We start from the raw sequence: 26,597 nt of genomic DNA, 5'->3' as shown, positions 1-26,597 counted from the left end.
ACCGGAATCAAAGATTCCGGTTTGTGATACTACCTGATAATAAGTCAGTCTTTACTTATTAATTTGGTAAAAAGCACCGATACCTGGGTAAACCGCTGCTTCACCCAATTCTTCTTCAATACGAATCAATTGATTGTATTTAGCAATACGATCAGAACGGCTTAATGAGCCGGTTTTGATTTGCATGCAGTTAGTTGCCACAGCCAAATCAGCAATGGTTGCATCTTCGGTTTCGCCTGAACGATGGCTCATGACCGAGGTGTAACCATGACGCTTGGCCAGATCAACAGCAGCCAGTGTTTCTGACAATGAACCAATCTGGTTAACCTTGATCAGGATAGAGTTACAAACGCCTAAGCGAATCCCTTCTGCCAGAATCTTGGTGTTGGTTACAAACAAATCATCGCCCACGATTTGCACGCGTTTTCCCAAGCGATCGGTCAATACTTTCCAACCCGCCCAGTCGCGCTCGCCCATACCATCTTCGATCGAGATAATTGGGAATTTATTAACCAAGCTTTCTAAGTAATCCACTTGCTCTTCAGATGTCAGCGCGCGTTTATCACTTTTCTTGTAAACATACTTGCCAGTTTCTTTATCAAAGAACTCAGAAGCAGCGCAATCCAGAGCAATGCAGAAATCCGTGCCGGCTTTATAGCCTGCTTTTTCGATCGCAGACATAATCATTTCCAATGCTTCTTCTGCATTGGCTACATCCGGAGCAAAACCACCTTCATCGCCCACTTGGGTAGGCATACCCTTGTCGTGCAGGATTTTTTTCAGGTTGTGGAATACTTCAGCGCCGTAGCGCAGTGCTTCGCGGAAAGTTGGCGCGCCAACTGGCACAATCATCAGCTCTTGGAAATCCAAGCTATTTGATGCGTGTTCACCACCGTTAACCACATTCATCATTGGCACTGGCAGGCTCATCGGGCCTGAACCACCAATATAACGATACAGCGGCAAGCCAGCTTCTTCAGCAGCGGCCTTCGCTACAGCCATCGATACGGCCAAAATTGCATTTGCACCCAGATTGCGCTTGTCGTCAGTACCATCTAAGTCGATCATGGTTTTGTCGATAAACGCTTGGTCAGCCGCATCTAAACCAATAATGGCTTCACAGATTTCGGTGTTGATGTTTTCAACCGCCTTCAATACACCCTTGCCAAGGTAACGGGATTTATCACCATCACGTAGCTCAAGCGCTTCACGCTCGCCAGTGGATGCACCAGACGGCACAGCGGCACGGCCCATTACGCCTGATTCCAACAATACATCGGCTTCTACAGTTGGGTTGCCACGAGAATCAAGAATTTCACGGGCGATTACTTCTACAATTGCGCTCATATTTCAAACACCTTTAAGGAGGGTTGGTCTGAGTAGCTACACCGGAAAACCTCCGGCACTAAAAAATTCAGATTTGGCAGCCTTTCAACTTTATGTCATTTAAACTGCCAAAATATTACAGCGAGTACTCAATCTACGAGTGTGCCTTAAAGCACCCCCGCCGTCTTTGAGTACGATCAGCAATTCTTTCATTCTTGGGGGCAACAGCAAAGCAGGCCCAAACAAGCCCGTCTGCAATGCGCAAATTACACGCTATGTTCAATAAAAGGATACGATTTTACTGCCCGATCGATATCTTTTAATACAATCAACAACTCTTTCATTCGCGCTAATGGCCAAGCATTTGGCCCATCAGAAAGTGCTTTAGATGGATCTGGGTGAGTTTCCATAAATAAACCAGAAATCCCCGCCGCCACCGCCGCACGCGCCAACACCGGCACAAATTCACGCTGTCCGCCAGAGCGATCACCCTGCCCACCTGGCTGCTGCACTGAGTGCGTAGCATCAAATACAATTGGGCAGCCCGTTTCGCGCATGATGGCCAAGCCACGCATATCGCTAATTAAGGTGTTGTAGCCAAATGATGCACCGCGCTCACAGACCATTAGATTATCCAGCCCGCCATTAGCATCGCGCGCTTTATTAATCACATTCATCATGTCGCCAGGGGCCATAAATTGGCCCTTTTTAATATTCACCGGTTTGCCAGTGGCACAAACGGCATGAATAAAATCGGTTTGGCGCGCCAAAAAGGCGGGGGTTTGCAATACATCCACCACCCTCGCCACAATCGGCGCTTCGGCTTCGGTATGTACATCGGTAATAACCGGCACACCAATTTGTTTTTTAACTTCGGATAAAATCCGCAGACCTTCATCAATTCCTAAACCACGGAAAGATTTGCCTGAGCTGCGATTGGCTTTGTCAAAACTCGATTTATAGATAAAAGGAATACCCAATGCATCGGTCATTTCTTTTAATTGTCCTGCGGTATCCAGCGCCATTTGCTCGCTTTCAATCACGCATGTGCCGGCGATCAAGAAGAAAGGTTGATCGATACCGACTTCAAAGCCACATAATTTCATCTTTCGCTCCGTGAGGAGTGAGAAGTAAGCACCAAGTAAACCCAGCGCCTACTCTTCACGAGTTTCACAAACTATAGCTAAGTACCTAGGTAAATTTATTCGCCATCAATGCACATCCGGCAGCAAAGCCTACGTCTACACATTTGGCTGGAAATTCACCTCTACTTATAAGGCCCCGCCAGCGAAAAGCAGGTTTAGCCTGCCAGCCATTACTTAGAAGCATAAGCTGACAGTTTTACAGCATTAGCAGCTTAAACCACTGCGCCCTTGCTCGTTAGCATAAACCAATGCCGCTTCAATATATGAAGTAAACAATGGATGCCCATCACGTGGCGTAGAAGTGAATTCTGGATGAAATTGGCAAGCAAAGAACCAGCGATGCTCACTCAACTCAACCGTTTCAACCAATTGCTCTGCACCTGCCGAGCGGCCACTGATTTTTAATCCAGCAGCTTCTAGGCGTGGCAAGTAGTAGTTGTTTACTTCATAACGATGACGATGACGCTCAGCAATCGATGCCGTGCCATAAATCTTAGCCGCAAGTGAATTTTCGACTAGCTGACATTCCTGCGCACCCAAGCGCATTGTGCCACCCAAATTGGAGTTTTCATCGCGAGTTTCAATTTTACCGTCGTGATTAACCCATTCGTTAATCAACGCTACAACAGGGAACTCAGTGTCTAAATCAAACTCAGTAGAGTTGGCACCCTTCATGCCGGCTACATCTCGCGCGTACTCAATTAAAGCAATCTGCATACCAAGGCAAATACCAAGGTAAGGCACATTGTTTTCACGAGCGTATTTAACAGCAAGAATCTTACCTTCTACACCGCGCTTACCAAAGCCACCTGGAACCAAAATCGCATCCATGCCTGCAAGGCAGCTGGAGCCGTTTTTCTCTAGCTCTTCAGAATCCATATAATGAATCTGCACGCGGCTATTAGTGTGCACACCCGCATGAATCAACGCTTCAGACAATGATTTGTATGATTCAGTGAGATCAACGTATTTGCCAACCATGGCGATATTAACCGAATGACTTGGGTTTTTTAGGCCAAGAACAATTTTCTCCCAAGCAGACAAATCAGCCTTAGGTGCGTCAATTTGTAGTAATTCACAAGCAATATCGTCAATACCTTGCGCATGCAACATACTTGGCACTTGATAGATGCTGTCTGCATCGTAACAAGCGATCACCGCGTTTTCTTCTACATTACAGAATAGCGCCAACTTACGGCGTTCTTCATCAGGCAGCTCGCGATCCATACGGCATAGCAAAATATCTGGCTGAATACCAATTTGGCGCAATTCTTTTACGCTATGCTGGGTTGGCTTGGTTTTAATTTCACCCGCCGCAGCAAGATAAGGCACGTAAGACAAATGCACGTAGAGGGTGTTTTTACGGCCCACATTAGCGCGCATTTGGCGAATTGCTTCCAAAAATGGCAAGGATTCAATATCACCAACAGTGCCGCCGATTTCTACAATCGCAACGTCCACATCACCTGCGCCTTCGCGCAGCTTCATTTTAATTTCATCTGTGATGTGTGGAATGACTTGGACCGTGCCACCTAGATAGTCGCCACGGCGCTCCTTGGTGATGACAGATTCGTAAATCTGCCCGGTGGTAAAGTTATTAGATTTGCGCATTTTTGAGCTAATAAAACGCTCATAATGACCAAGATCCAAATCAGTTTCAGCGCCGTCTTCAGTTACGAAAACTTCGCCATGTTGAAATGGACTCATGGTGCCGGGATCTACGTTGATATACGGATCCAGCTTCATCATCGTGACTTTAAGGCCACGCGATTCAAGAATAGCGGCCAGCGACGCAGCGGCGATGCCCTTGCCCAGCGAGGAGACAACGCCACCGGTAACGAAAATGTACTTAGTCATGGCAGGAATAGCAGGTTGGAATTCGCTATTTTACCCGATTGGCGGGGGCGGCTCAATTCTCGACAAGAGCTCAACTTTGTGCGTACCGCAAAAAAGTATCTCATCTTCCCTCCAAAGGGGCTTGACTGCTAATTAAAAAGGCTAAAAAAGCCCTCATTTACACGCTTAATCGCGTTTTAATGCCTAATAATTAAAAATCAAGCGTAGAAATAACAAGCAATTATTTTCGGTCATAACTGCAACGAGGCTCATCCCCCGATGCTTTTAACAAAATATAATCCAGCACACGCGTTGGTAAGATTTTTTTAAGCAACCAGAATACTTTTGTTGGCGTAGTAATTTGATAACGGGCCGATGGTCGGCGTGCCCGTAACGCCGCACGCACCGCCAGCAATACCGCCTCTGCTGGCAAGGTAAATGGCGCGGCTGGCCCCACCTTGGCCAAACGTGCTTGCATCGCTAAATAAGAAGGCCGATGAAAACTCTGCCCCCCATCAATCCAGCGATTAAATTGCTGCTGTGCATTGGCACGAAAACGACTGGTGATTGGGCCTGGCTGCAGCAGCACCGCATAAATCTGACTGCCTTTTAGCTCTTGGCGTAAAGTATCTGCAAAGCCCTCAAGTGCAAACTTACTCGCGTTATAGGCACCGCGGTATGGCATAGCCGCAAAACCCAGCACTGAGCCATTAAATATAACCCTGCCATGACCTTGCTTTCTCATGACGGGCAGCACGGCATTGGTTAGCTCAATAGAACCAAATACATTGGTTTCAAACTGATAACGCATCGCATCTCTACTTAAATCCTCAACCGCTCCTGGCAAGCCAAACCCCGCATTATTAAATAAAGCATCGATGCGTCCACCCGTTTTTGCCAACACAGCGACCACCGCTTGATTTATAGAAAGCGAATCAGCCACATCGAGCTGTAATGCCTCAAAACCTTCATCCTGAAGCCGCACTACATCAGCCATATCGCGAGCTGTTGCAAAAACACGCCATCCATCTGCCTTTAGGCCGTGTGCCGTGGCGTAACCGATTCCACTGGAACATCCACTGATTAAAATGACACCTACGCTCACTTACATCCCCTTTATTTAATCTAACCCACACAATTTACAAGCAAAATATTTCAATAGACCGCAATAAAAATTGCAACCAAGGTCAGTATCTACAACTAAAAAATAACATACACAAAAACCAACAACAATAACCTCAAAAACAACATTTCCATACGAAACAAATACTTATGTAATACAACCTTGCAATTATTCGCAACAAAAACGAGCAATAAAATTCACACAGACCTTACACGAAAACATGCTTTTCTTATTCATACAAACAATGTAAGATTTTGCAACGTTTTACATACACCTTAACAAACAAACAAACAAAGGAAGAGACCATGAAAAAAATAGCACTCGTCACCGGTGGCATGGGTGGTATCGGTTCTGCAATTTGCAAAGCATTGGCTGATAGCGGCTTTAACGTTGTAGCCACTTACTCTAAGGCGGGTAGAGAATTGCAATGGCTGGCAGATATGAAAGAATCTGGCTACCTTTTTAGCGCATATGAGTGTGACGTCACTGATTTTGATGCTTGCGTTCGTATGGCAGAAAAAGTTAACGAAGAGATCGGCCCAGTTGATGTTCTAGTCAATAACGCGGGTATTACCCGTGACGCCACTTTTAAACGCATGGGCCAGCTAGATTGGGAAAGCGTCATTAGCACCAATCTTAACTCGCTATTTAATGTATCTAAGCAATTCTTAGATGCCATGGTTGAGCGCAACTGGGGCCGTGTTATTAATATCTCGTCGATTAATGGTCAAAAAGGCCAATTTGGTCAAACCAATTACTCGGCAGCAAAAGCAGGCGTACACGGCTTTAGCATGGCTTTGGCGCAAGAAGTTGCAAAAAAAGGCGTAACAGTTAATACAATTTCACCTGGCTATATCGCCACCGATATGGTGATGGCCGTACCAGAAGACGTGCGCAATAAAATCATTGCGGGCATCCCTGTGAACCGCTTAGGCACGCCAGAAGAAATCGCAGGCTTAGTCAGCTACCTTGCTTCTGATTTATCTGGCTTTATGACTGGCGCAAATATCGCCATCAATGGTGGTCAGCATACCTGCTGACAATATTAAAGCCACACCTGCTGATGATATAAAGCCATTCTATTAATAGCAGCAAGGCGGATTAATGATCATAGAGGCCACACCTTCTGATCGTTAAGCCGCCTTTTTTATTGTCTACCAAGTAATGCCCTGCCCTTAAGCAACACCGAATCGATCCAACGGGCTTTGCACACCCATGCCACCACGATTTAAAACATGCGTGTAAATCATCGTGGTACGCACATCGCTATGCCCCAACAATTCCTGCACGGTGCGAATATCGTAACCTGCCTCTAATAAATGGGTAGCAAAAGAGTGACGTAATGTATGCGGCGTAGCCAGCTTAGGGATGTGCGTAGCATGCAGCGCCTGTTTCATCGCTCGCTGCATGCCCTTTTCATCCAGGTGATGCCGCCGTATCAGCCCTGAACGTGGATCAGCACTGCGCTGTGCCGAAGGGAAAATATATTGCCAAGCCCATTCGCGATTAGCATTCGGGTATTTTTGCGCGAGGGCGAACGGTAGATAAACCTCGCCCCAACCTTGGGCCAAATCTGCATCATGCAGTGCTTTTGTATCAGCCATTTGCGCTTGTAATGCGGTGACAATATTTGCCGGCAGCATGGTCACGCGGTCTTTATCGCCCTGGCCCGAGCGCACCACAATTTCATGCCGTAAAAAATCAACATCCTTAACGCGTAAACGCAAGCCCTCTAAAAGCCGCAAACCCGTACCATACAACAGCCGCCCCACCAGCGACCACACCCCATCCAATTGCGCCAAAATTTGCTGCACCTCGTTCGGCGTTAACACCACCGGCAAGCGCTGGCTGGCCTTGGCGCTCACCACATCTTTGAGCCATGGCAAGTCAATTTTCAACACTTCACGGTAAAGAAACAGCAAGGCTGACTTAGCCTGATTCTGAGTAGACGCTGACACTTGTCTAGCAACCGCTAGATGCGTCAAGAAAGCCTCAATCTCGCTTTGCCCCATTTCTTGCGGATGACGCAGCTGATGATGGCGGATATAGCGCTTAACCCAATCCAAATACGCCTGCTCGGTACGCAAACTGTAATGCAATGTACGCAATCGATCACGAACCTGATTCAACAGCACAGACATGGTGGCATTCTCCGCTCGATAGGGTGTAGTATAACGCCTAAAATACTTCAGGCTGCGCCCAGCAAGGAATTTCACGGGGCTTAGCGTTTTTATACACCATAAATGGTGGTTTTTCTGCTATTTTAGGGTGTCTACATCTTGTTAGGGGTTACTTATGGAAGCCGAGCCGAGAAACTTGAATATTCCTCTATACCGTCGAGATTGGAACGGTCTATGGTTTGTGCTCGGAAGTGCGGCGTGTGCGTGGTTATGGCACAAGCCCACGCAGTTGCCGGCCATTACTATTTCTTGTGTCGTTGGTGGCTTGGCATTCTGGCTCGCTCTAGGCCCCGGCCTCAATCGTTTCAAGTATCACGATTCTTTTATTGTCCGGTGGGCAACTTTTGTTGCTTTAATCGTAGGGGTTCCTTTCGTCATGCGGTGGCTCGTCCCATTGCTACACAGCTATGTTGTCTCCAACCCTTAACCTGGCAGTCAAGAGGAACGCCGCAAAAGCGCGACGCCCCTTACTTTTACGTTAGGCATCTTGATAAGAACTTTATGCTCAGCTATTTCACACAAGTAATTTACGTTCAAATTTCGCCAGACCGGCTGACTGTACGAAATACAAAAACCGGAGCGTCATTTTCCGATGTTCCAGAGGTGGCAATAGCCAACAAACCGAAACCTAGCATTCTCGCTGTTGGCAAAGAGGCACGAACTCATAAAGCAGGATCGTCCGTGCAAATAGTTAATCCATTCGCACATCCGCGTTCCATGGTGTCGGACTTCACGGTCGCTGAGCAAGTTCTGAAAGCATTCATTCTTCGTGTGAAAGGCAATTCGTTCTTTATTCCAGCGCCAAAGGTTGTTATGCATCCGCTTGGGGAGCCTGCCGGTGGCTTCACTCAAGTGGAGGCACGGGCGTTTCACGAAATGGCGTTAGGAGCTGGAGCGTCCCGCGTAGCGGTATGGCAGGGGCGGCAACTCAGTGACCAAGAAGTGCTATCTGGGCAGTTTCCAAGTGGCAGTGCGGGCAAGGTGCTTTCGTGATATGCCGATGGCTAACCCGGCGCTCAACCTCGCTCCTTTCAGTCGCTGGATGCTGCGCGATAAAGCCGCGCAGCGCCGGTTAGCTCTACGTTAGATGACAAATACAAATGAACATTGATTTCGAAGCATTTGCTAAGTTGCTTGCGCCAGTTCTGACGCTTCTCGTTGGCGCTGTGGTGAAGCACTTCACGGAGGGCCGGGCAAAAGTCATTTCCTTCATTGGGCACGTTTCTTCATTCACCATTCAGGATGCGCAGAAAACACAGGTCTACACACACAGCGTCATCGTGAGAAACGCCGGGCGACGCCCGGCAACGAATGTACGGCTTGGCCACCATGCGCTTCCTCCGAACGTTCGCGTTGAGCCTCAGGTTCAGTACTCCATCGAAAGGAATCCAGATGGCGCGGCGGAGATCGTTTTTCCAACACTCGTTCCAAAGGAACAGGTGACGATTTCCTATTTGTACTATCCGCCGTTGACTTGGAATCAAGTGAATGCTTATGCAAAATCAGATGAGGGGTTTGCCAAGGTTATTTCTGTTATTCCAATGGTTCAACCACCGCGAGAAGTTATCTGGGTGTTCTGGGCATTGGCTTTCGTCGGGGCGTCATTTCTCACCTACTGGTTGGTCAAATTGGTTGCCGTTGTCATCTAACCCAGCGTTCGAGCCGACTCGCAACGGCTGGTCACTGCAGGCCTCCATTTCATTCTGGGCCTTCCGTGCCCAGCCGCTGCTCGCGGCTCAACTTCAACGTTAGAGGGCTTAACCATGGTCAGTCCGATTGTCACAACCTATGTTGACGCGGCACTCTCACAGCTACGCCGCTTCGACTTGATGCGATGGCCGGGTAAGCTGCCCGATTCGATGCGCGACGATTCGATTCCGCCGTCAGATGATTGGGTCGAGTGGAAGGCGATACCAAGCACCGTCTCGGAGGCTGATTTGAACGCCTTGGAGCGGGAAACGGAATTACCGTTTCCGCCCCTCTACCGTGACTTTCTTCGCTATCGCCATTTCGTGGATTTGACCGAGCGCGGTGTGCGTTTCGAGCGTCACCTTTCCAACGACTGGTCGAAGGTTCTCCGGGAGGGTTACTTCAACTCGTGGCCGCGCGAGCGCATCTTGGATGTCGGCTTACTACCATTCGGTTCAGAATCCCAGATGGATGCGGGGCCAGTATGCTTCGACACGAAGCGTCGTAATGCGGCTGGCGATTGCCCCGTGGTGTTTTGGGATCACGAATGGGTTGGCACAGAAAATGAAGTCCAACCCATGTTCTCATCGTCCGCCAAGATGTTTGAATGCTTGAGCATAGTTGCGACCAATGACCTCAATTTCGTCTACCATGACGACAGTGATGATCCGGCGCTCTTGCCGAAAAAGCAGGCTCTGCTCGCGAAGTTCTTGGGTATGGATCCCGAAGGCGCAGGTGGGCCGGCCCGCGCGTATTGGACTTGCTGGGGTGTGACGCCCGCAGCATAACAAACGGATGAAGCTGACCGGGGCCGCCATCCTGGTTTCGCGCGGCATGAAGGTCTTGCAGGCGGCCTCGGCAGCTTATCCTTATCGTTAGAGCGCATGAAAATTTTTGACCTTTTCAAGAAAGAATCACCACCAACGCCGGGTCTGTACCCAAGTAAGCTATTGCCAGCGCCTGGTCGGTATCGTGACCTTGAGCCACGCTCAATCCACGATCGTCGAGAGCTACTAAATGAGCTGTTTCGACTCACGCACATAGAGCTGCGCGTTGCGCTCTACGCTTATGGCGAAGACTGCTACCTGATTAGCGCAACAACCAGCATTGCAGAAGCAGGAGCCCCAATCAAACTCCCAGTTACTGTTTCAGATTCAGAACTGGGATATGCGATCTTCGATCTGCTCTTACAGAGTTACGCACACCCCGTTACAGGGGACGGTTTACTTGAAAATTGGGCAGTTTTTGTTGCGTCTGGAGAAAAAACAGGAAAATCATTTCAGAAAAAATCCACTTACGTCTCTGTCAACACCGCCAATTCCGCAATTATCGTGGAAGCAAGCCGGGGATTCCCGCCATCTAACATTTATGTTGGGGAACAACTTTCAATTGGCTGTGACGCAGATAAGCTAGGTAGCGTCGTAAAACAACTTGTTAGAACACTACGGTTTTTAGATTCACAAAATGCGCTCTAACCCATCCATAAAGCGGGACGCGCTAAAGCGCGCCCCTTATTTCAAACGTTAGGTATTTTTCGGAGGTATATATGTTGGTTTGGAGCACATTTGGTTTTCTTGGTATATTAATTCCAATCATTATTTCAATTGGCGCGTCATCTCTAATTGATAGTGTACTAGGTAAAGATTACTTTTCATCCAAAGTAATCTTTGGTGCATGCTTCATTTTGTCATCACCCATAATTTGGTTTCTTGGTAAAAAATTAAATTCAGGCGCAGAGCGGACGCTATTAGATCCGACCACAAATCAAACGGTAATCTTAAAAGAAAACCATACGATTTTTTGGATGCCACTTGAATATTTCGCCGTTATCACAATTGCACTTGGGTTATTCTGGATCTCTGTCCCATAAAAAGACCTAACAAGTCATTCAACCGGACTGGCCGGAACGTGCAGTATTTCTTTGTGTGCGGCCAGCCGGTTAACTCCAGCGTTAGGTACCTCAATGCGCTTTATTCGTATTAACCTACAAATCATTATTGTCATAATTGGCGGCATTTTCCTTGCAACCCTTATTTCTCAGCCATCTCCAAAAGTTTCAAGCATTATTTTTTTGCTGGGGTTTGTTTGTTTTTTACTAGCACTCACGCTAGTCCTTAAAGAGCATTCCGATAATCGTGCAATCTCTAATCATAAAACAAACCCTAAACCAATGAGTATTGTCTTACTTTTGCTTGGTATTTTTGGCTTATTTCATGGGGTAAGCTATTTCATTGGTAATGAGCCATTACCAATGGGTGAGAGTAGTTGCAGAGCTATATGCGGTCTTATTTTGCTAGCTAGCCAACTCTTTGGTGAGCCAGTTGGCGAATTGGTAGCTGGTAGTCTGTGGTCAGGTCTTGGTTTTCTTCTATGTTATGTTGGGTTTAAGCTACGGTAACCTAACCCATCATTCAAGCGGGACGCGCTAAATCGCGCCCCTTAACTCAAACGTTAGACCTCTCCTCCAAAAAACCAATGTTCACAAAATCACTATACGTGCAGGTTCGGGAAAATCAGTTCCAAGTACGGAACGTTGATGACTCACGCTCGATTCAAATGAAAGCAAACCCCGGTTTTTCTCATCAAAGAATGCTGGTCGGCAACTTTACCGCTGCCCAGAAATGTTTGAAGGCCGCGCTATCTCAGGCTCGTGGCTCTGGGTTCTCTATTTCCACCTCGGTTGTAATCCATCCGCTTGAGAAAACAGATGGTGGGCTAACCCAAGTCGAAGAACGCCTATTTCATGAGCTTGCGGCTGGCGCTGGTGCATCGAAGGTTTTTGTTTGGGTGGGTGCGCCGCTTAGTGATGCAGAAGTCATTTCAAAAATCAAAGGTAAGTAGCGTGCACCTTCAGCCTCCGCCCACACCCCGGCCTAACGCTGCGCGATAAAGCCGCGCAGCGCCGGTTAGCTCTACGTTAGACTGCACAAGCCCACCCACTTAATGCCACACACAAACGAAAGGGAGTTACACACATGATTCTCGGTCTAGTTAGCCAATTATTGCCTATTACCTGATGGAGAAAAACGCGATGCCTACCCATGTGCTTGTACAGCAATTAACCCAGATTGTTGGTGAAGAACATATTGCCACCAACCCGCGCCACACCGAACATTACCGTACTGGATTCCGCTCTGGCAGTGGTAAGGCTTTGGCAGTAGTGTTTCCCGATTCCCTGCTAAAACTATGGCAAGTGCTACAAGCCTGCGTGGAGGCAAACACCATCATCATTATGCAAGCCGCTAAAACGGGGTTGACGGGAGGTTCAACCCCCAGCGGGAACGATTACGATCGTGAAGTGGTGGTGATTAATACGCTGGCAATGGATAAGCTTGTATTGCTCAATGGCGGCACGCAGGTGTTGAGTTTCCCTGGGACGACCCTAAACAAGCTGGAAAATCTACTCAAGCCGTTGCAACGTGCGCCGCATTCGATTATCGGCTCATCGTGCCTTGGCGCATCAATTGTCGGTGGGGTGGCGAACAATTCTGGCGGGGCATTAGTCAAGCGCGGCCCTGCCTATACTGAAATGGCATTGTTTGCACAAGTCAATAAAGAGGGCAAGCTGGAGCTGGTAAACCATTTAGGGTTGGAACTGGGCGATACGCCAGAGGACATGCTGACACGGCTAGAATCTGGTGATTTTAGCAAAGAGGGTTTGGATGACAGTGGCAAACTGGCATCCGACCGCGAGTATGTGGCAAGGTTGCGTGATGTTGATGCCGCCACCCCAGCACGTTTCAACGCCGATGAACGCCGTTTGTTTGAAGCCAGCGGTTGCGCGGGCAAGCTGGCAGTGTTTGCGGTGCGACTTGATACCTTTCCGATTGCGCAGCAAGAACAAACCTTTTATATCGGCACGAATGACCCCCAGGTGCTAACTCGCTTGCGCCGTCACATCCTCAGTCAGTTTGAGAACGTGCCTGAGGTAGGTGAATACATGCACCGCGATATTTTCAATATTGCGGAAAAGTACGGCAAGGATACCTTTCTTACCATCCAGCACCTGGGTTCGGATCGATTACCCAAGCTGCTCGCGCTCAAGGGGCGAGCGGATGCGATCCTCAACAAGTTACCCTTACTACCGAAAAACCTTTGTGACCATCTCATGCAGGGGGCAAGTTGCCTGTTTCCTCAGCATTTACCACCGCGTTTGTTGGCATTTCGCGACCGTTACGAACATCACCTGATCCTAAAAATGAGCGATGCGGGGATTAGCGAGGCGCGAACATTGTTACTGGAATCTTTTGTAGATAGCAATAATGAAGGCAGTTATTTCGAGTGCACGCCAGAGGAGAGTAGCAAAGCCTTTCTGCAACGCTTTGCCGCAGCAGGCGCGGCGATTCGCTATCAGACAATAAACAGCAATCGGATGGGCGACATCCTCGCGCTAGACATAGCCTTGCGCCGCAATGACGAGAACTGGGTAGAACAGTTGCCAGAAAGCATTCGCAGCCAGATTGAACACACGCTCTACTACGGGCATTTCATGTGCCACGTTTTTCATCAGGATTACATCCTCAAGCAAGGTGTTGACCCAGAAGAAGTGAAAAAGGCAATGCTAAGCTTTCTGGATGCTCGCGGTGCGAAATACCCAGCGGAGCATAATGTCGGGCATTTGTACACAGCGGAAAGCAGTTTGCGGGAATTTTACAAGCAACTTGACCCAACCAATACGTTTAATCCAGGGATTGGGAAAATGGAAAAGCATCGGCGAAATTGCAGTTGTTGCGGGTAAGCGATGAACCCCAATAAATGACAACCTCGCCTAACTCAACGTTCCAGCGGAGCTTCGCTACGCCCGCTGAACTTTGCGTTAGGGCTTGCTCATGCGTTCATTCTAACCGCCGTAAGGCTTGGCCGATTTGTGCAACAAAGCCCCACAGCAGTATCCGTATATTGAGCGCTGTCATTGCACGGCGCGATATGAAGGGCTGGCCTGCGATGATTTTAAAACCTAGTTGAAAGGTAATAACCTGCTACGCAATGACTTTGGATCTACAATAATGAACGCCCGCAGAGGGGATTTGGCGGCCCTCCCCCTAGCGAAGCAAAAACTGGCATTACACGCCTAGCAGCCTGTCGAACTTAAGACTGATCTACTACGAAAAAGCCGGATTTGGCCATATTTCACGCATTTTCTCGTTGAATAGCCAGCTATTCGCCTCAAAAACCCACAAAATCTGTCTCAAACCGGTCTTTCCCTCACTACGATCGCTTAAGTCCGACAGGCTGCTAGCATCTACTTTTAAGTGAGCTTAAAAATGGGGGGGATTACCACCAAATAAATCCCGTATTAACCATTATTCAAGCACAATATCATTAACATCTTCACCATCCGCCCAGCGATTACATGTTCCTGCTCCAATAATAGTTACAACACCGCCTGTTGCCTTGGCGGTTAAGAGCAAAGCTAATTGCTGTTTTCCTATGTTTGAGTTTTCATCTCTTATTAACCAATAAGAACTACTTGCGCACGTTGGACTACCAGTAGCCGGACCACTTAAGAAAAAATAAATAAGCCCATCACTGGCGCGTTTATGCAATTGCTTTACTGTGCCGGTTTGTGTGCCTGCAAAGCAGACAGAAGAAAAAATAGATGCGAAGAGCACAAATAAAATACGAAGATTTTTATTAAAAAGCATGATGAAGCCTGTTAGGAATAGAACTATTAAATACAATTAATTAACCAGCATGACATAAAAAGGGGCTGGTGCGCCCTCATAGGTCGGTAGCGTATTACATGCCGCTATATCTAGATAATGCAATACGACATCCGTTTGCCGAGTCACTGCTGACTTTAGGATGGAAAACCAGCCTGCGCAGGTGATGGGTGAAACCCCTTTCCAGTCTGCATTCAAATTACAAATTGCTAAAAACTCACTACGAAAAGCAAAGCTGGCGGTTACAAAGCCTGAGCTATTAATATATAAATTGCTTACTTTACTTGTACACGCGTGTGACGCTGCGAAAGACGCGGAGCAATGCAGCAGCATTAAAATCACTACAATGTTCTTTTTCATTTTTTACCACGAAGTAAGGTTAATTAAGAAATAGAAATATAGCCAATATGGCAAAATCCATTTTTAAGCGTTGAATAAATAGTGACCTGACTACCCAGTGCCTTTGCTTGCATGAGTGATGCCACATAAACTTTGTAGTTTCCATCACTATCATTTAAACAGGCGCAGCTTTGCCCGCCATTGCATAGATTACTCATCCCAGAAAGTACGACGAAAAAACTATAATTATCACTCCCTGTTATTTACATTGTCGAAATAGTGCCACCTACAGCGCCATCCCAAGCCGATGCAAGTGGTACGGCTAAAAAAGCACAAAACATTGCTATGTTTGCAATTAGGAAAAACTAATCGTCGCTTAGCAGAAAATTCATCACCGTAATAATCGACATCAAATTATTTTGAGGAGCCGGTATTGGTACTGGCGTTGGTACTGGTATTGGTGCGGGCGTTGGTCTTGGTGCTTGTGTCGTTACCATCGTCAAGTAATAGGATTTAACCAGTATTTGTTTTATCACTTTACTTCCCCGCCAACTGCAGCGCCCTGGATTGCCGTACTCTCCCGTTTTGCTAAATCCAGCCGGAATAGGGGAATCACTACATACTGAAAGTGATGCGATGGGCCTTTGAATTACCCAAATACGGCTTTCGTTTTTATCTAGGCGACTATATTTACAATCTTGGCCGTTCACAATTTTATCGGTAATGACAAAGCCGGCAGGTAGATTGCTAACATTATGATCATCCGCACAAATACTGGTGCTGGTTTGATTAGGCAGGGCAAAGAGTTTCATCTTGCCTGCCGTTTGCGGGCACTTGCCTGCTTGGGTATAGCGTTTAATCACCACCGAGCCAGCAGGGACAGGTGCATCTGAGCAAACATTGGCATAGGAATTGAATGTAATTGCACTCAAAGCAAGGAACGTAAATACTGTTTTTTTATATTTAAAACGCTGGTTCATGCAGTAAACCTACAGGTTGATCATTTAAATTAAAGAAATACTTATTAAGTAAAACAGACGAAGTTTTAATAATACTTAATTTTTTAAGAAGACTATCCCGTAGCCTGTTTTTGTAATATCACAAGGCTCTGTCCCAACAAAAATGCTGATGTTTGCAATAAAAACACTATTACCTTTTGATGCTGCCGTTAATAGCATTGCAAAATAATAAGGATATTCAGGGCTGGATTTGGGAATATACATGGTTAAATCAAACCAACCGGGCTTGCAATAAGTAGAAGCCGCAGTGGTATCCATTGCAAACCAAATATTGCCTCCTGCATCAACTTGAACACGCTGCACCGGCCCGCTAATATCAATGCCCGCATAGGAAGGTAAAGATACAAAAACACAGATCACTAATAAAATATTTCTCAGAAAAGACATTTAAAATACTCACTTTTTTGTTAAAGGTAAAAGATGCTTTTTTATTAATACGCTGATCGGGTGATATTAAAAAAATGGAACAAAACACACCCAAACCACCGTAATAAATTTAAATTAAACGTGATAAGCATGATAAAAATCATAGACTTATCTCGCCCTAGGGATTTATTGCCAGTTACTGATTTTATTCATACATTAAACCTATCGTTAAAAAATTAAATCTGATCAAAGCTGGCGTAAAAAGTGGCTGAGGTGCGTATTTATTGCCAGCACCTCGCCCCATTTTTTAATCAAAGCGATTATTGGTTTTGCATGCAAAGCCTAGGTTTTATGCTAGGCACTACGTTTTTCAAAAAATCGAGTGATATTTATAAATTGAGTATTGTAAGTTTGGCGGGTAAAAACACCTATTTAGATAAATTAATGATTCTTTTTTTTGGGACTTCACAAATCCAGTCGGAAACTTTAAGACAGCCTGTTGGCGCGACAACACTAAGTAGATCATATTTCCGTATAACTAAATCAACCTCATTTAAGTGAAATGGAGAAATATATACAAAGTTATCAAGGGCAATTCTAACTTCATATCTTATTTTTTCCATATTGTATTCATTCCAAATACCATCTGGTGGTGCCATAGTTGAATCAACTTCAACAACAATAACATCATCTCCAACGCTATTGAAATTATGATACCAAACCCAGCCGGGGTCGCCACCACCGAGCAATCCAACAGAAAATGGTGGAAAGATACCGCGCAAAAAATGATCTGTGCCATGGTTATGATCAAGCGCAAAACCAAGTGCATACATTAATGGTGCATCTGGGTGATTATTTTGAAAGCTATTAAGTGAGCCAAATCCCCATTCAATCATGCCGTAGTTACCTGTTATGCTCATGCGTCACCTATTTTTGCGTTATATGCGGATATGCTGTCGGAATGTATCGATTATTAAATATTCCATCCTTAAAATTTTGAATAGGAACCTCCCACTTTATACCACCAGCATCCACAATGTAGTTTCCGCTTTTTAGGCTTGGTGGGATACCTTGTGAGAATAAATAACTGGCTTCCCTTCCCGCTTCATTTGCTAATTGCGTCATTTTTACATCAGAATAAATAGAGGGATCATAAACAGTTTTATATTGAATACTATTGCCACTTCCTGGCATTTTATATTCCTTAACCCCATGCCTTGAATGTTTTTGTTCCGGGATCGAATATTTTAATCTTACCGCCTGAGTTTTTCACCATATTTACCACTGTTGCCGAAATAGTTTCTGTCCGTGGACTTACAATTAAAACTATTTTTTACTAGTTGCAGGGAGTGCAGGGTCAGGTCTTTTGTTTTGATTTTATGCAAAATGAAAGACCTGACCCTAAGAGCTTATAAGTTTTCTAAATTATCCCATGAAACTAAAAACCCACTCTCTTCCATATACGTTTCAAAATCTACAAATGGGGTTACTCCAACCTCATCAATAGAAAACCACGTAGCATCACACTCTGGACAAAGGAAAAAATATTTATCAATCTCCTTTATTTTAATCTTTTTAATTTCATCTTGTTCACATCTAGGACAAATCATTTTATATTCCTTTTTAATTAACAGGGTAGGCCGTAATAACTTTGTTTGTTCCTGGCTTGATAATTATTTTTATTTTAGTTTCGCCATTGGTTCCAATGCTTCTTCCCATAGAGACAACATAGGCCCCTAGATCATTGGCTAATGGAGTACCTTTGATTGCCCATGCTTCATCAACCAAGCCCAATATTTTATTTCTATCAACATTAAAAACACTGTGATTTTTTTTCATTAAATTTGGCGACGCATGATCAAGCACGTGTATTACTCTATTTCCATGTGTTGAACCTACTCCATAATCCAGCCCTCCTGGAGTACTCCAAGTCCTTGTCGCCTTGTCGAACTTAAGACCAACTGCTTGTGATATGCTTTCTTCCGTTATTTCCTTAGCCTTTTTAAGCTGTACTGCCGCCTCAGCCGCATTCCCTGCCTCATGGGCTACTTTTGCAGCCTTAATTGCTTTCGCGGCTCCATCACCCAACGGCCCCAGAACACCCAGCATGGCAAGGGTGTAATCGAATGGATCTTTAGCTTCGTAAAACGCTTTGGCATCGCCAACAATCGGCGTTAAATCAACTGCCAAATTGGCTAGCGCTTCAATATGTGGAGGAACTTTAGCCACAACTGAAGGCGTAGCCGCAATCAGTTTTTGTATGCTTTGTAACTCAGCAGCATCGGAATAAGGCGCAAACTCGGCCTTTTTTTGTAAGAAAGAAAACGCGTAAGTTGGATCTTTGTCATAGCTTTTACGTGCAAGTAAAACCATATTGCGCCAGTCTTTGCATGATTGACTTGTGGGCGCAGCATCGCAGGTTTGCTGTACCTTTTTATCGAGATTGCTGTCAATGGTGTTCCAGCGCTGTAAATCAGCACATGCAAGCGATGCAGGCCCACCAACTTTACATGCTTCAGCAGCTTGCTTACGCAGTTGGTTTTGAGTAAATGTTAAAAAATTATTTTGCACCGCCGTTTCAGCAGTATTAATCGCTGTCTGGGCATTGCCGCCTGTGTAAGCCGTTAATGCACCTGCGACGATTTTTGAGGTGGCTAAGACTTTACTATCAAAGGCGGCTTTGCCTGCTTCCGTCTTATAAGCTTCAGCTTTTTGCCCTTCAAACAACTCCGCAGTCATCTCACCCACCGCAGCACCAATCGCCCCATCTCTACACTCCCCACCCACGGCTGCCCCTGCCGCGCAACCTGCCGCCGCATGGGCGAGTTTGTGGGCCAAGTATCCGAATTCTTGGTTTTTAATCTCGCCTGCGATTTCGCCGTGGGCGGTACTGACTACGGCGCTGAGGCCGGCAGATTTGAGGGCGTCTTCTAGGCTGCCGCCGTTGATGGCGGTGCTAATGGCCGAGCTGGTGCTGGAATTGACCAAATTCATGGTCAATTTATCAGTGAATTGGCCAGCGTCCTTTAAGGCCCGCATGCTATCTAAACCACCCACGGTATTCAGTGCACCCGCAGTTAGTGCTGCAGTAACCATACTTTTCACGGTATCGCTACTGCCTAGGTCTTTTAGCGTTTGGCTAAGGTCGCCTTTATTGTTAATAAGAGTAATCGTTGCTTGCGTTGCTAGGCTAGTCACGGCAGCGCTAAGTGCAGCACTTGCTACAGAAGTTGCTGTTACGGCCGTGGCAGCAGTCGCAGCAGTCGCAGCGGTGGCCGTAGTGGCTGCTGCTGCGGTCGCGGCAGTTGCAGTGCTTGCTGTTGTAAGGCTGCCGATAATAGCGGTGCCTGCCCCTGCGGTAACATACGCCACCACGATGGCCACTAGCGCAGCCCCCGCAGGGGTTAGCCCTTCTTGCTTATACTCCCAATGATCATGAGCAAGTTTGATTTGCTCCCAACTGGTATCAGCCCCCTTACGATCAATTAGCCCCTTTAAGTACTCCATACCAGGCTGTGCAGAGAGCGTCAGTACTTGTTTTTTAAGATCATTACTTTTCGGGATTTGTGCCTTAATGCCACCCGGCGCACTGAATACAGGCGCAGTTGGCCCTGTAAAAGTAGGAACCGCCATCGTTTGCACGGTACTTCCTTTACCTACCATTTCTTGCCAGACGACGCTGTTAGATTTACTGGTTTTAGAGGCATCAATGGTGGTTTTAATGCCTTCCAGAATGATCTGGGCATCGGGGCGGGCGTTTGCTCCCACGCCTGCTTGAATCACCGCCCCTGCCAATGAGGATTGGAAAATCGTGCCTTGTAAACGGGTATCCCAGCCTGAATCTGTAGCGATGCGTTCCGCCACTAATTTACTAGGCAAGAAGCTACTGACCATACGGCTGTCTGTGCTACTGCTACTGCCTGTCCGTACTTTCCAGAATGAGCGGGATGTATTTTCATCGACATTTCTGAATTCTTTTTCTTGAACAGCCCACATCCCGAGCGCATTGGCAGCGACTAAATTGATATTACCGCGCGGTGCATTAAATGCCGTGGAATAGGCATCAATGCTGCCACCGGATTTCACTAAGATAGATTGGCCATTTAAGCTGCTCTCTGCGGCATTGGCAGTATTGGCGGTGATGACTTCGGTGGTTCTTTTACGATTCCACCAGCGGCCAGTGTTATAGATGCGGCGGGCATAGCTATAAAATTCTTCTTGGCTTGCTTCAAGGCGAATATCACCTTCGGCGTCTAGGTGAACTTTTCCTTGTGCTGCGTTAACTTCAGCGCCACTGAGAATAATGCGGCTATTATCCTTGGCACCAGTGGCTTGAATTGTCACACCTGCGTCACCTTTGATGACGGACGGGGCATTATAAATGGCCCAGCTGTAGTTATTTTTGCCAGATTGGCCATATTCGTAATAATCCAGCAAGCTGGTGATATTAATCGCAGAGGGCAGACGCTCCGCATCGGTTTTACCCGCCGTGTTGACCGGCAGTAATCCGGCGGCACTGAGCTTGATTTTCCCCGTGGCCTGAATGCGGGCACCGGCAATATCAATACCTTGCTGGGAGGTGATATTGATTTCGGAGGCATTGACGACTGCACCTGTGTGCTCAACAGCGTTTGCTGGGGCGCGTAATACTTGTAATGCTTGCTCGAATTTTATTTTTTCAGCACGTAATGGGTTTAGTTTATTTTCAAATAGAGCTAATTTTGCACCGATTTTCCCATGATGAGGAATAAGCTGATTCTGAGCCTGAATAAATAAAGTCATATCATTCATATTCAAATATGAAACAATTTGCTGACGTAGAGAGTCTAACTTTTCTTTTAATAAAATATACTCCGGTGTTTCAAGTGCTTTAATTTCATCAGCAATTTGATTTACTTGAGTTTGTATATGCTGGATACGTTGCTTTGGCACATAGTTTTTAGCACTATTTTTAATGCCACCGATATAAACATCACTTGCCGTTGAAGTGATCTTCATCCCACCAACACTGCTTAATTTGCTGGCTTGAATATCAACCTGTGCCCCCGTTAGGCTCATCGCCCCACCCGCTTTCAGGGTGACGATTTGTGCGGAAGGCGCACCTTGCTTACCTGCTGTGCCAAGCAGGGTGAGCTTACCTGATTTTGATTTCAGGCTTAGGTCACGCTTGGCCGACCAGTTAAAGCCTGTGGCCAGCGTTAGATTGCCGCTGCCGGTGCTAAAAGCTAAATCACGACCCGCTTGTAAATTACCGGTATTGGCCACGCTGAGGGTGATATTGCCACGGCCAGCACTTAGACTTAAATCCGTCGTCGCTTTGATCAAACTCGCCTTGTCCCACTCTAAAGCACCTGCAGCATCAATACTGAGCTGCCCACTCAGCGCGGCCACATCAGCTGAGCGTGTGGCACTGGTTTTAAGCTGACTTTTCAGCAGACTAATCTTGTCTTTTTCTGAATGGAGCAATAAAGCCCCACCGTTTAAATGAGAAAACGTATGCGATTGCGAGCCAAACGTTGCCACACTCAGTACATCACCCGCTTGCAAAAGGGAGTTATCAAGATAAGCGCTTGCTTTAGCGGAAGTGAGTGCTAAATTTTTGCCAGCCCTTACTGATGCGCCTGAAACACTGGCACTGGCATCCGCATGAATACGCACATTAGCGCTGGCATTTAATTTGCCGTTCCCATTCAGGCCGTATTCGGCAGGCTGATTTCCATACGAGGTAAAATTAAAATTGCCCCTGGTGTCCGCCTCAATATCTCCAGCAGTCGCCGTAATATCCGTGCCAGACACATCGATATCCGACTTCGCATCAATCCGTACAAAAGCGCCACGTATGCTATGGGGTGTGAAGGCCGTTGCGACAACTCCTTGGCTATCTACACTTTGTAAATTGTGCCCGCTGATACTGACACCACCACTGGCAGAGATCCACGCCTGCCCTGTGCCCGCATCAAGCTTCACTCTGCCATCACTATAGAGCTGGCTACCTGCCCCCTTTACGGTGGCGAGGGTGAGTCCTTGCTTGCCTGTCAGCGCACTCGACGCCATTTCATCCCCAGTAATACCTAAGTGACCTGCACTGATTAGGCTTACCGTTTGGCCACTGATTTTAGCGCCGTTAACGCTTAAATCTGCGGCAAGTGTATTGATGTTGACCTTGCCTTTGGCTTCAATCATTGCGCCATTTGCCCGCGTTAGGTCTGGGGAAAGCAGGGTGTTAATGGCTAAACTTCCCTTGCTAGCGCGCAGATTAAGATCGGCTTTAGCGCCGGTAGATCGAATTTGGCTACCTTGCAGCTCTACGCTGGCCCCATGCAGATCAATTTGGCCCTTGGCGCTTAAAGCTACTTTTTGCGACGTGGCCACATCGCCTTGTAGCAGCAAAGACTCACCGGCTTTGATATAAAGATTGCCGCCCGCATCTAGTTTTGAGCCTGCATTAAGCTTCACTTTACGATGACTGAGCAGCACGACATGGGCTGCGCCTGCTGTGGCCGAAGATGCAGCACTTGTCAGCGTTAAATCGCCCGTGCTAATCACATTGATTTGCTTGCTGGCGGTAAGCTTGCTGGCATTTAGCTGCACCGCTGCGTTGGTTTCGGCAAAGGGTTTGCCGGTTTCTAGGTGGATATTTTTTGCAGCATTGAGCTGGCTGGAATGCAGATTAATCCCGCTGCCCGCTACTGCTGTGATGCTGTCTGATTGTGTCGCAATCTTAGCTTCTGTGCTACTGAGCTTGCCATCGGCATTGAGCGTAATTGCACCTTGTGCGGCTAGGTTGCTTTGCTTGGCTAGATTAATATCGCGGCCTGCGCGCAAAGATAAAGTGCTCTTGGCTTTGTTGCTGCCGATTTGAGTTCCTGCTGCTAGGTTGATGTTAGCCTTTGCCAGCAAGACCATTGCCGCACTGTCTTGCTTCATGCCAACGCCAGAGAGGTTGGCATTGTTCCCTGCTGAAATCATTAAAAAATCACGGCCATTGATACTGCCGCTATTCTCAATATCGCCCCTCACTGTTGCAATCGACGTCACTGCCGCACTGATTTTGCCGCTATTTTCTAGTTTGCCATCCGCAGTCAGAACCAGCTGATTGGCTTCTAATATCCCCGCATTGCGCACCCCAATGCCGGCCTCAGTGGACAGCAGGCTAATTTTCCCTGCGTACATGCCACCCAGCTGACTCACATCAAGTGCTAAAACGGGCTTAGCCCCAGTCGCATTTTCGGTGGATAAGGTGCCAGAAGTGTAATCGAGTGTTTGAGCACCCGTCGTGACGGCCAGTTGCTTCGCGCTGATTTTTGCTTGAATACGGGCTGTCCGGCTTAAAAGCTCGGTGTAATCTGCAGTGCTTGCATTGAGCCCTGCCCCCTCGACGACGATCCCACCCTGCCTGACTTGAATCCCCGTTAGTTGGCCATTACTGTTGATGACTTTACCTGTAGTAAGGGTAAGGCGGCTGGCGTTTTCTATGCTGACACCGTTTACATTAATACCTGATGGGTTGGCCACGATCACTTCAGCACGACTTCCTCTAACCTTAATCGCCCCAGCGAGTAAGCTTGGATGACTGGAGTTCACTTCGTTCAAAATAACGCGTGCAGCCCCTTTTGCTAGCCATGGGTTGCCTCCCCTATCGTTATTTAGCGTTACCCCTTTAGCATCAACATCAAATTTCGTATACGTATTACGGCTCACCCCTGCAGCATTTGGCGTTTGAATGTTGACCAAGGGCTTATCTGCAGCATCACGCAAAATCGTGGCTTGCTGATTTGCAGGGGCTTTACGATCGGCAATAATTTCAGCATAGCTGCTGTTAAAACTGCTCATCCCTATGGCAAATGCAAGCGTCAGGTTGCTGATTTTAAATAAACGTGAGCTTCCAAATAAAGAAGGTGAACTAGAGCCCTCCGTATCCCCTGCGCTTTTACTTTGTGATGAAACGTTTTCTGCAACCGCCATCAACTGGCCACGTGATTGATTAAAAATAATGCGATACCGATTACGATTCATTTTTTGTAGGTCTTATGAAGTGTGTTTGATAGAAAGGGTGCGGATGTTTTTTAAAAACTCAGACTTAGGCTAAAGCCATAGGTATGACTGCTGATTTTTTTTTTGGGTTGGTATAGGGGGCCACCAGCAAAGAGATCGTACTGAACCGGACCTGCTGCGCCTCTGATGCCCAATACGCCACCTGCCAAGTGACGGCCAGCTAGAAACTCACTTCGGGGGCCTGAAACCATGCCCCCATCTAGGCCAAGATAGGGCTGGATTTGCCCATCAAGCAATGAGGCCCTTATTTCATTACGCCAAGTCAACCCTCGGTCGGCACATAAGCTTTGCGATCCATCAAAACCACGCACGCTATGTCGGCTACCGATACAAAAACGATCTTGTGGGGTAAGTAATGTGAATGCATGCTGGCCACGCAGTGCACTGCTATATGCAAAGTGCTGAGCTCCCGCATTAAATGCACCATCCACTGCCAGCGTGGCATTGAGCAGGCTCATTCTTGAGGTGCCCTCATCAAACAGCTCTTCGGGTGCGGGCAAAGCATTAAATGCGCCCGTTCCCCGCTTATAACTTAGCCCGGCACTGATGGCTGCTTGGCTAAACTGATGGCGATGATTAAGACTGAGCTCCCAGCCGCTAGTGAGACGGCGCTGCACGTCAACTTCGGTATCATCAATATAATTGTGAGAGCCACGAGAAAACACACTGAGGTCTAGGTTGGTCTTACTGGATGCATTTCGGTGTAAAACATAGCTGATTTGTATTTCTTGCTGAGCAGAGTCGCCGCTATAAAGATAGTTTTGATAGGCTCCCGCAACGGTTTGATGATATTGATTACTGCTTGCAGTCAGCCCTAGCTGCCAAAAACCAAAGGGCAGGCTGTAATGAAAAATGTAGCCTTCTGTGCCGTTCTGAGCGGAGCCTATGCCATCAAGATTATGGAGATATGAGAAATACAAGGTATCGCTCACATTGAGCAGATTATCGACAAACCCAGTTAAATTACCTTGATATTTACCTGTTTCAGACGAGCCACTATCGTCAACAGACAAAGAAAATCGGTAAGGCTTGGCTTGCTGATAATCAAACAACAGATCACTCAGACCCTCTTCACGACTGGGCTCAATTTGAATATCCACATCTGCTGATGGCGCTCTTCTGAAGTTCTCTAGCGCTTGCTCTATATGGCGCAAATTCAAAACATTACCTTCCGTAGTGGGTAAAAGCACTGAAAGATATGGACCCGTCGTGCTTTCGCCTCGGTAGCGAATCTTGGCAATCCGCCCAGGTAAAACATTCAATGTTAAAAGCGCTTGAGTGAGGTCTTGGGAATTAACCGTGACGCGGGTTGTGATATAGCCATCGGCAATGAGTGCGTTCTGTATCCGTTCTGCTAAAAGTTGAATGGATTGCAAGCCAAGACAACGCCCTTCAGGTGCGTCATCTCCATCTGGTCCTGCTAACTGTGATTGAAGCGAGCCGAAGGTAAAGAACTCACCTTGTAGCTGTATTTTTTTAATTAAAAAGCAAGGGGATTCTGTCGCTGGCAAGCGTTTACCACGCGTTGCAGTATTAAGCCCTGACAATACGTGCTGCTCAGGCTCAAATTTTTGGCGTAAATCTTGTAGTTGCTCCTGTTGGCGCTGTAGCTCTAAATCGGTTTCAGACCATTGAGCTGCTTCGGCATTAAACTGGACCAATATTAAAAATGAACAAAGTAGCTTTGCGTACTTGGGGTGGAACAATGAAGATAAAAACAGCATGTTTTTTTGTTTTTCTTAGCGGTTGTACTGAAAATAAACGAAGGGATACCTAGCAGCCTGTCGGGCTTAAGACTGATCTACTACGAAAAAGCCGGATTTGGCCATATTTCACGCATTTTCTCGTTGAATAGC

General features: G+C 46.8%; 24 protein-coding genes. 9 read left to right on the top strand and 15 right to left on the bottom strand.

Annotated elements, in window-relative coordinates; genetic code table 11:
* Nucleotides 1-51: 51 nt before the first annotated feature.
* From eno to C1H71_RS17705, 4 genes are all read right to left on the bottom strand, one after another.
* Entirely contained in the window at nucleotides 52-1,347 is a 1,296-nt protein-coding gene (gene eno / locus C1H71_RS17720) for a phosphopyruvate hydratase (RefSeq protein WP_130107744.1), read from the bottom strand.
* A gap of 245 nt (nucleotides 1,348-1,592) precedes the next feature.
* Nucleotides 1,593-2,432, bottom strand: a complete 840-nt coding sequence (gene kdsA, locus C1H71_RS17715; RefSeq protein ID WP_130107743.1) for a 3-deoxy-8-phosphooctulonate synthase — start codon at nucleotides 2,430-2,432, stop codon at nucleotides 1,593-1,595.
* A gap of 243 nt (nucleotides 2,433-2,675) precedes the next feature.
* Nucleotides 2,676-4,328, bottom strand: coding sequence for a CTP synthase (locus C1H71_RS17710; RefSeq protein ID WP_130107742.1), 1,653 nt, complete (start codon nucleotides 4,326-4,328; stop codon nucleotides 2,676-2,678).
* A gap of 220 nt (nucleotides 4,329-4,548) precedes the next feature.
* Complete coding sequence (locus tag C1H71_RS17705; RefSeq protein ID WP_130107741.1) at nucleotides 4,549-5,412, bottom strand: SDR family NAD(P)-dependent oxidoreductase; 864 nt, start codon at nucleotides 5,410-5,412, stop codon at nucleotides 4,549-4,551.
* Nucleotides 5,413-5,735: 323 nt separating this feature from the next.
* Between C1H71_RS17705 and phbB the strand changes: the two genes are divergently transcribed.
* The gene (phbB, locus tag C1H71_RS17700) at nucleotides 5,736-6,470 is read left to right on the top strand and encodes an acetoacetyl-CoA reductase (protein WP_130107740.1); all 735 of its coding nucleotides are present in this window, start codon (nucleotides 5,736-5,738) and stop codon (nucleotides 6,468-6,470) included.
* A gap of 135 nt (nucleotides 6,471-6,605) precedes the next feature.
* On the opposite strand, the gene C1H71_RS17695 is transcribed toward phbB, so the two are convergent.
* On the bottom strand, nucleotides 6,606-7,571 hold the full coding sequence (locus tag C1H71_RS17695; protein WP_130107739.1) for an integron integrase: 966 nt from the start codon (nucleotides 7,569-7,571) through the stop codon (nucleotides 6,606-6,608).
* 540 nt (nucleotides 7,572-8,111) lie between these two features.
* Between C1H71_RS17695 and C1H71_RS17690 the strand changes: the two genes are divergently transcribed.
* The 8 genes from C1H71_RS17690 to dld all read left to right on the top strand — a co-directional run bounded on the left by C1H71_RS17690 (nucleotide 8,112) and on the right by dld (nucleotide 14,037).
* A complete protein-coding gene (locus C1H71_RS17690) occupies nucleotides 8,112-8,603 on the top strand; it encodes a rod shape-determining protein (protein ID WP_130107738.1) in 492 nt (163 codons plus the stop codon).
* A 107-nt stretch (nucleotides 8,604-8,710) separates the two neighbouring features.
* Nucleotides 8,711-9,259, top strand: coding sequence for a hypothetical protein (locus C1H71_RS17685; RefSeq protein ID WP_130107737.1), 549 nt, complete (start codon nucleotides 8,711-8,713; stop codon nucleotides 9,257-9,259).
* A 114-nt stretch (nucleotides 9,260-9,373) separates the two neighbouring features.
* Nucleotides 9,374-10,087 carry an SMI1/KNR4 family protein gene (locus tag C1H71_RS17680; RefSeq protein ID WP_130107736.1) on the top strand — a complete coding sequence of 238 codons (714 nt, stop codon included), beginning with the start codon at nucleotides 9,374-9,376 and terminating at the stop codon, nucleotides 10,085-10,087.
* Between the two features lie 96 nt (nucleotides 10,088-10,183).
* Nucleotides 10,184-10,774 (top strand): hypothetical protein, encoded by a 591-nt coding sequence (locus tag C1H71_RS17675; RefSeq protein ID WP_130107735.1) that lies wholly within the window; start codon nucleotides 10,184-10,186, stop codon nucleotides 10,772-10,774.
* A 71-nt stretch (nucleotides 10,775-10,845) separates the two neighbouring features.
* Entirely contained in the window at nucleotides 10,846-11,169 is a 324-nt protein-coding gene (locus C1H71_RS17670; protein WP_130107734.1) for a hypothetical protein, read from the top strand.
* 93 nt (nucleotides 11,170-11,262) lie between these two features.
* Nucleotides 11,263-11,697: a hypothetical protein gene (locus C1H71_RS17665; RefSeq protein WP_130107695.1), complete on the top strand. Its 435-nt coding sequence runs from the start codon at nucleotides 11,263-11,265 to the stop codon at nucleotides 11,695-11,697.
* A gap of 158 nt (nucleotides 11,698-11,855) precedes the next feature.
* Nucleotides 11,856-12,140 (top strand): hypothetical protein, encoded by a 285-nt coding sequence (locus tag C1H71_RS17660; protein ID WP_130107733.1) that lies wholly within the window; start codon nucleotides 11,856-11,858, stop codon nucleotides 12,138-12,140.
* Nucleotides 12,141-12,330: 190 nt separating this feature from the next.
* Nucleotides 12,331-14,037: a D-lactate dehydrogenase gene (gene dld / locus C1H71_RS17655; RefSeq protein ID WP_130107732.1), complete on the top strand. Its 1,707-nt coding sequence runs from the start codon at nucleotides 12,331-12,333 to the stop codon at nucleotides 14,035-14,037.
* A gap of 565 nt (nucleotides 14,038-14,602) precedes the next feature.
* On the opposite strand, the gene C1H71_RS17650 is transcribed toward dld, so the two are convergent.
* The 10 genes from C1H71_RS17650 to C1H71_RS17610 all read right to left on the bottom strand — a co-directional run bounded on the left by C1H71_RS17650 (nucleotide 14,603) and on the right by C1H71_RS17610 (nucleotide 26,465).
* Complete coding sequence (locus C1H71_RS17650) at nucleotides 14,603-14,944, bottom strand: hypothetical protein (protein WP_223145914.1); 342 nt, start codon at nucleotides 14,942-14,944, stop codon at nucleotides 14,603-14,605.
* A 36-nt stretch (nucleotides 14,945-14,980) separates the two neighbouring features.
* Entirely contained in the window at nucleotides 14,981-15,322 is a 342-nt protein-coding gene (locus C1H71_RS17645) for a hypothetical protein (protein WP_130107731.1), read from the bottom strand.
* A gap of 23 nt (nucleotides 15,323-15,345) precedes the next feature.
* The gene (locus tag C1H71_RS20785) at nucleotides 15,346-15,519 is read right to left on the bottom strand and encodes a hypothetical protein (RefSeq protein ID WP_188053385.1); all 174 of its coding nucleotides are present in this window, start codon (nucleotides 15,517-15,519) and stop codon (nucleotides 15,346-15,348) included.
* A 147-nt stretch (nucleotides 15,520-15,666) separates the two neighbouring features.
* Complete coding sequence (locus tag C1H71_RS17640) at nucleotides 15,667-16,281, bottom strand: hypothetical protein (RefSeq protein ID WP_130107730.1); 615 nt, start codon at nucleotides 16,279-16,281, stop codon at nucleotides 15,667-15,669.
* A gap of 75 nt (nucleotides 16,282-16,356) precedes the next feature.
* Nucleotides 16,357-16,707, bottom strand: a complete 351-nt coding sequence (locus tag C1H71_RS17635; RefSeq protein WP_130107729.1) for a hypothetical protein — start codon at nucleotides 16,705-16,707, stop codon at nucleotides 16,357-16,359.
* A 407-nt stretch (nucleotides 16,708-17,114) separates the two neighbouring features.
* On the bottom strand, nucleotides 17,115-17,606 hold the full coding sequence (locus tag C1H71_RS17630) for a hypothetical protein (protein WP_130107728.1): 492 nt from the start codon (nucleotides 17,604-17,606) through the stop codon (nucleotides 17,115-17,117).
* A gap of 7 nt (nucleotides 17,607-17,613) precedes the next feature.
* Complete coding sequence (locus tag C1H71_RS17625; protein ID WP_130107727.1) at nucleotides 17,614-17,880, bottom strand: hypothetical protein; 267 nt, start codon at nucleotides 17,878-17,880, stop codon at nucleotides 17,614-17,616.
* A 215-nt stretch (nucleotides 17,881-18,095) separates the two neighbouring features.
* Nucleotides 18,096-18,296 (bottom strand): hypothetical protein, encoded by a 201-nt coding sequence (locus tag C1H71_RS17620; protein WP_130107726.1) that lies wholly within the window; start codon nucleotides 18,294-18,296, stop codon nucleotides 18,096-18,098.
* A gap of 13 nt (nucleotides 18,297-18,309) precedes the next feature.
* Complete coding sequence (locus C1H71_RS17615) at nucleotides 18,310-24,702, bottom strand: two-partner secretion domain-containing protein (protein ID WP_130107725.1); 6,393 nt, start codon at nucleotides 24,700-24,702, stop codon at nucleotides 18,310-18,312.
* A 50-nt stretch (nucleotides 24,703-24,752) separates the two neighbouring features.
* On the bottom strand, nucleotides 24,753-26,465 hold the full coding sequence (locus C1H71_RS17610) for a ShlB/FhaC/HecB family hemolysin secretion/activation protein (protein ID WP_130107724.1): 1,713 nt from the start codon (nucleotides 26,463-26,465) through the stop codon (nucleotides 24,753-24,755).
* Nucleotides 26,466-26,597 lie beyond the last annotated feature (132 nt).

It is taken from the genome of Iodobacter fluviatilis (assembly GCF_004194535.1).
Lineage (GTDB): Bacteria > Pseudomonadota > Gammaproteobacteria > Burkholderiales > Chitinibacteraceae > Iodobacter > Iodobacter fluviatilis_A.
This window is presented reverse-complemented; position numbering and strand designations above follow the sequence as displayed.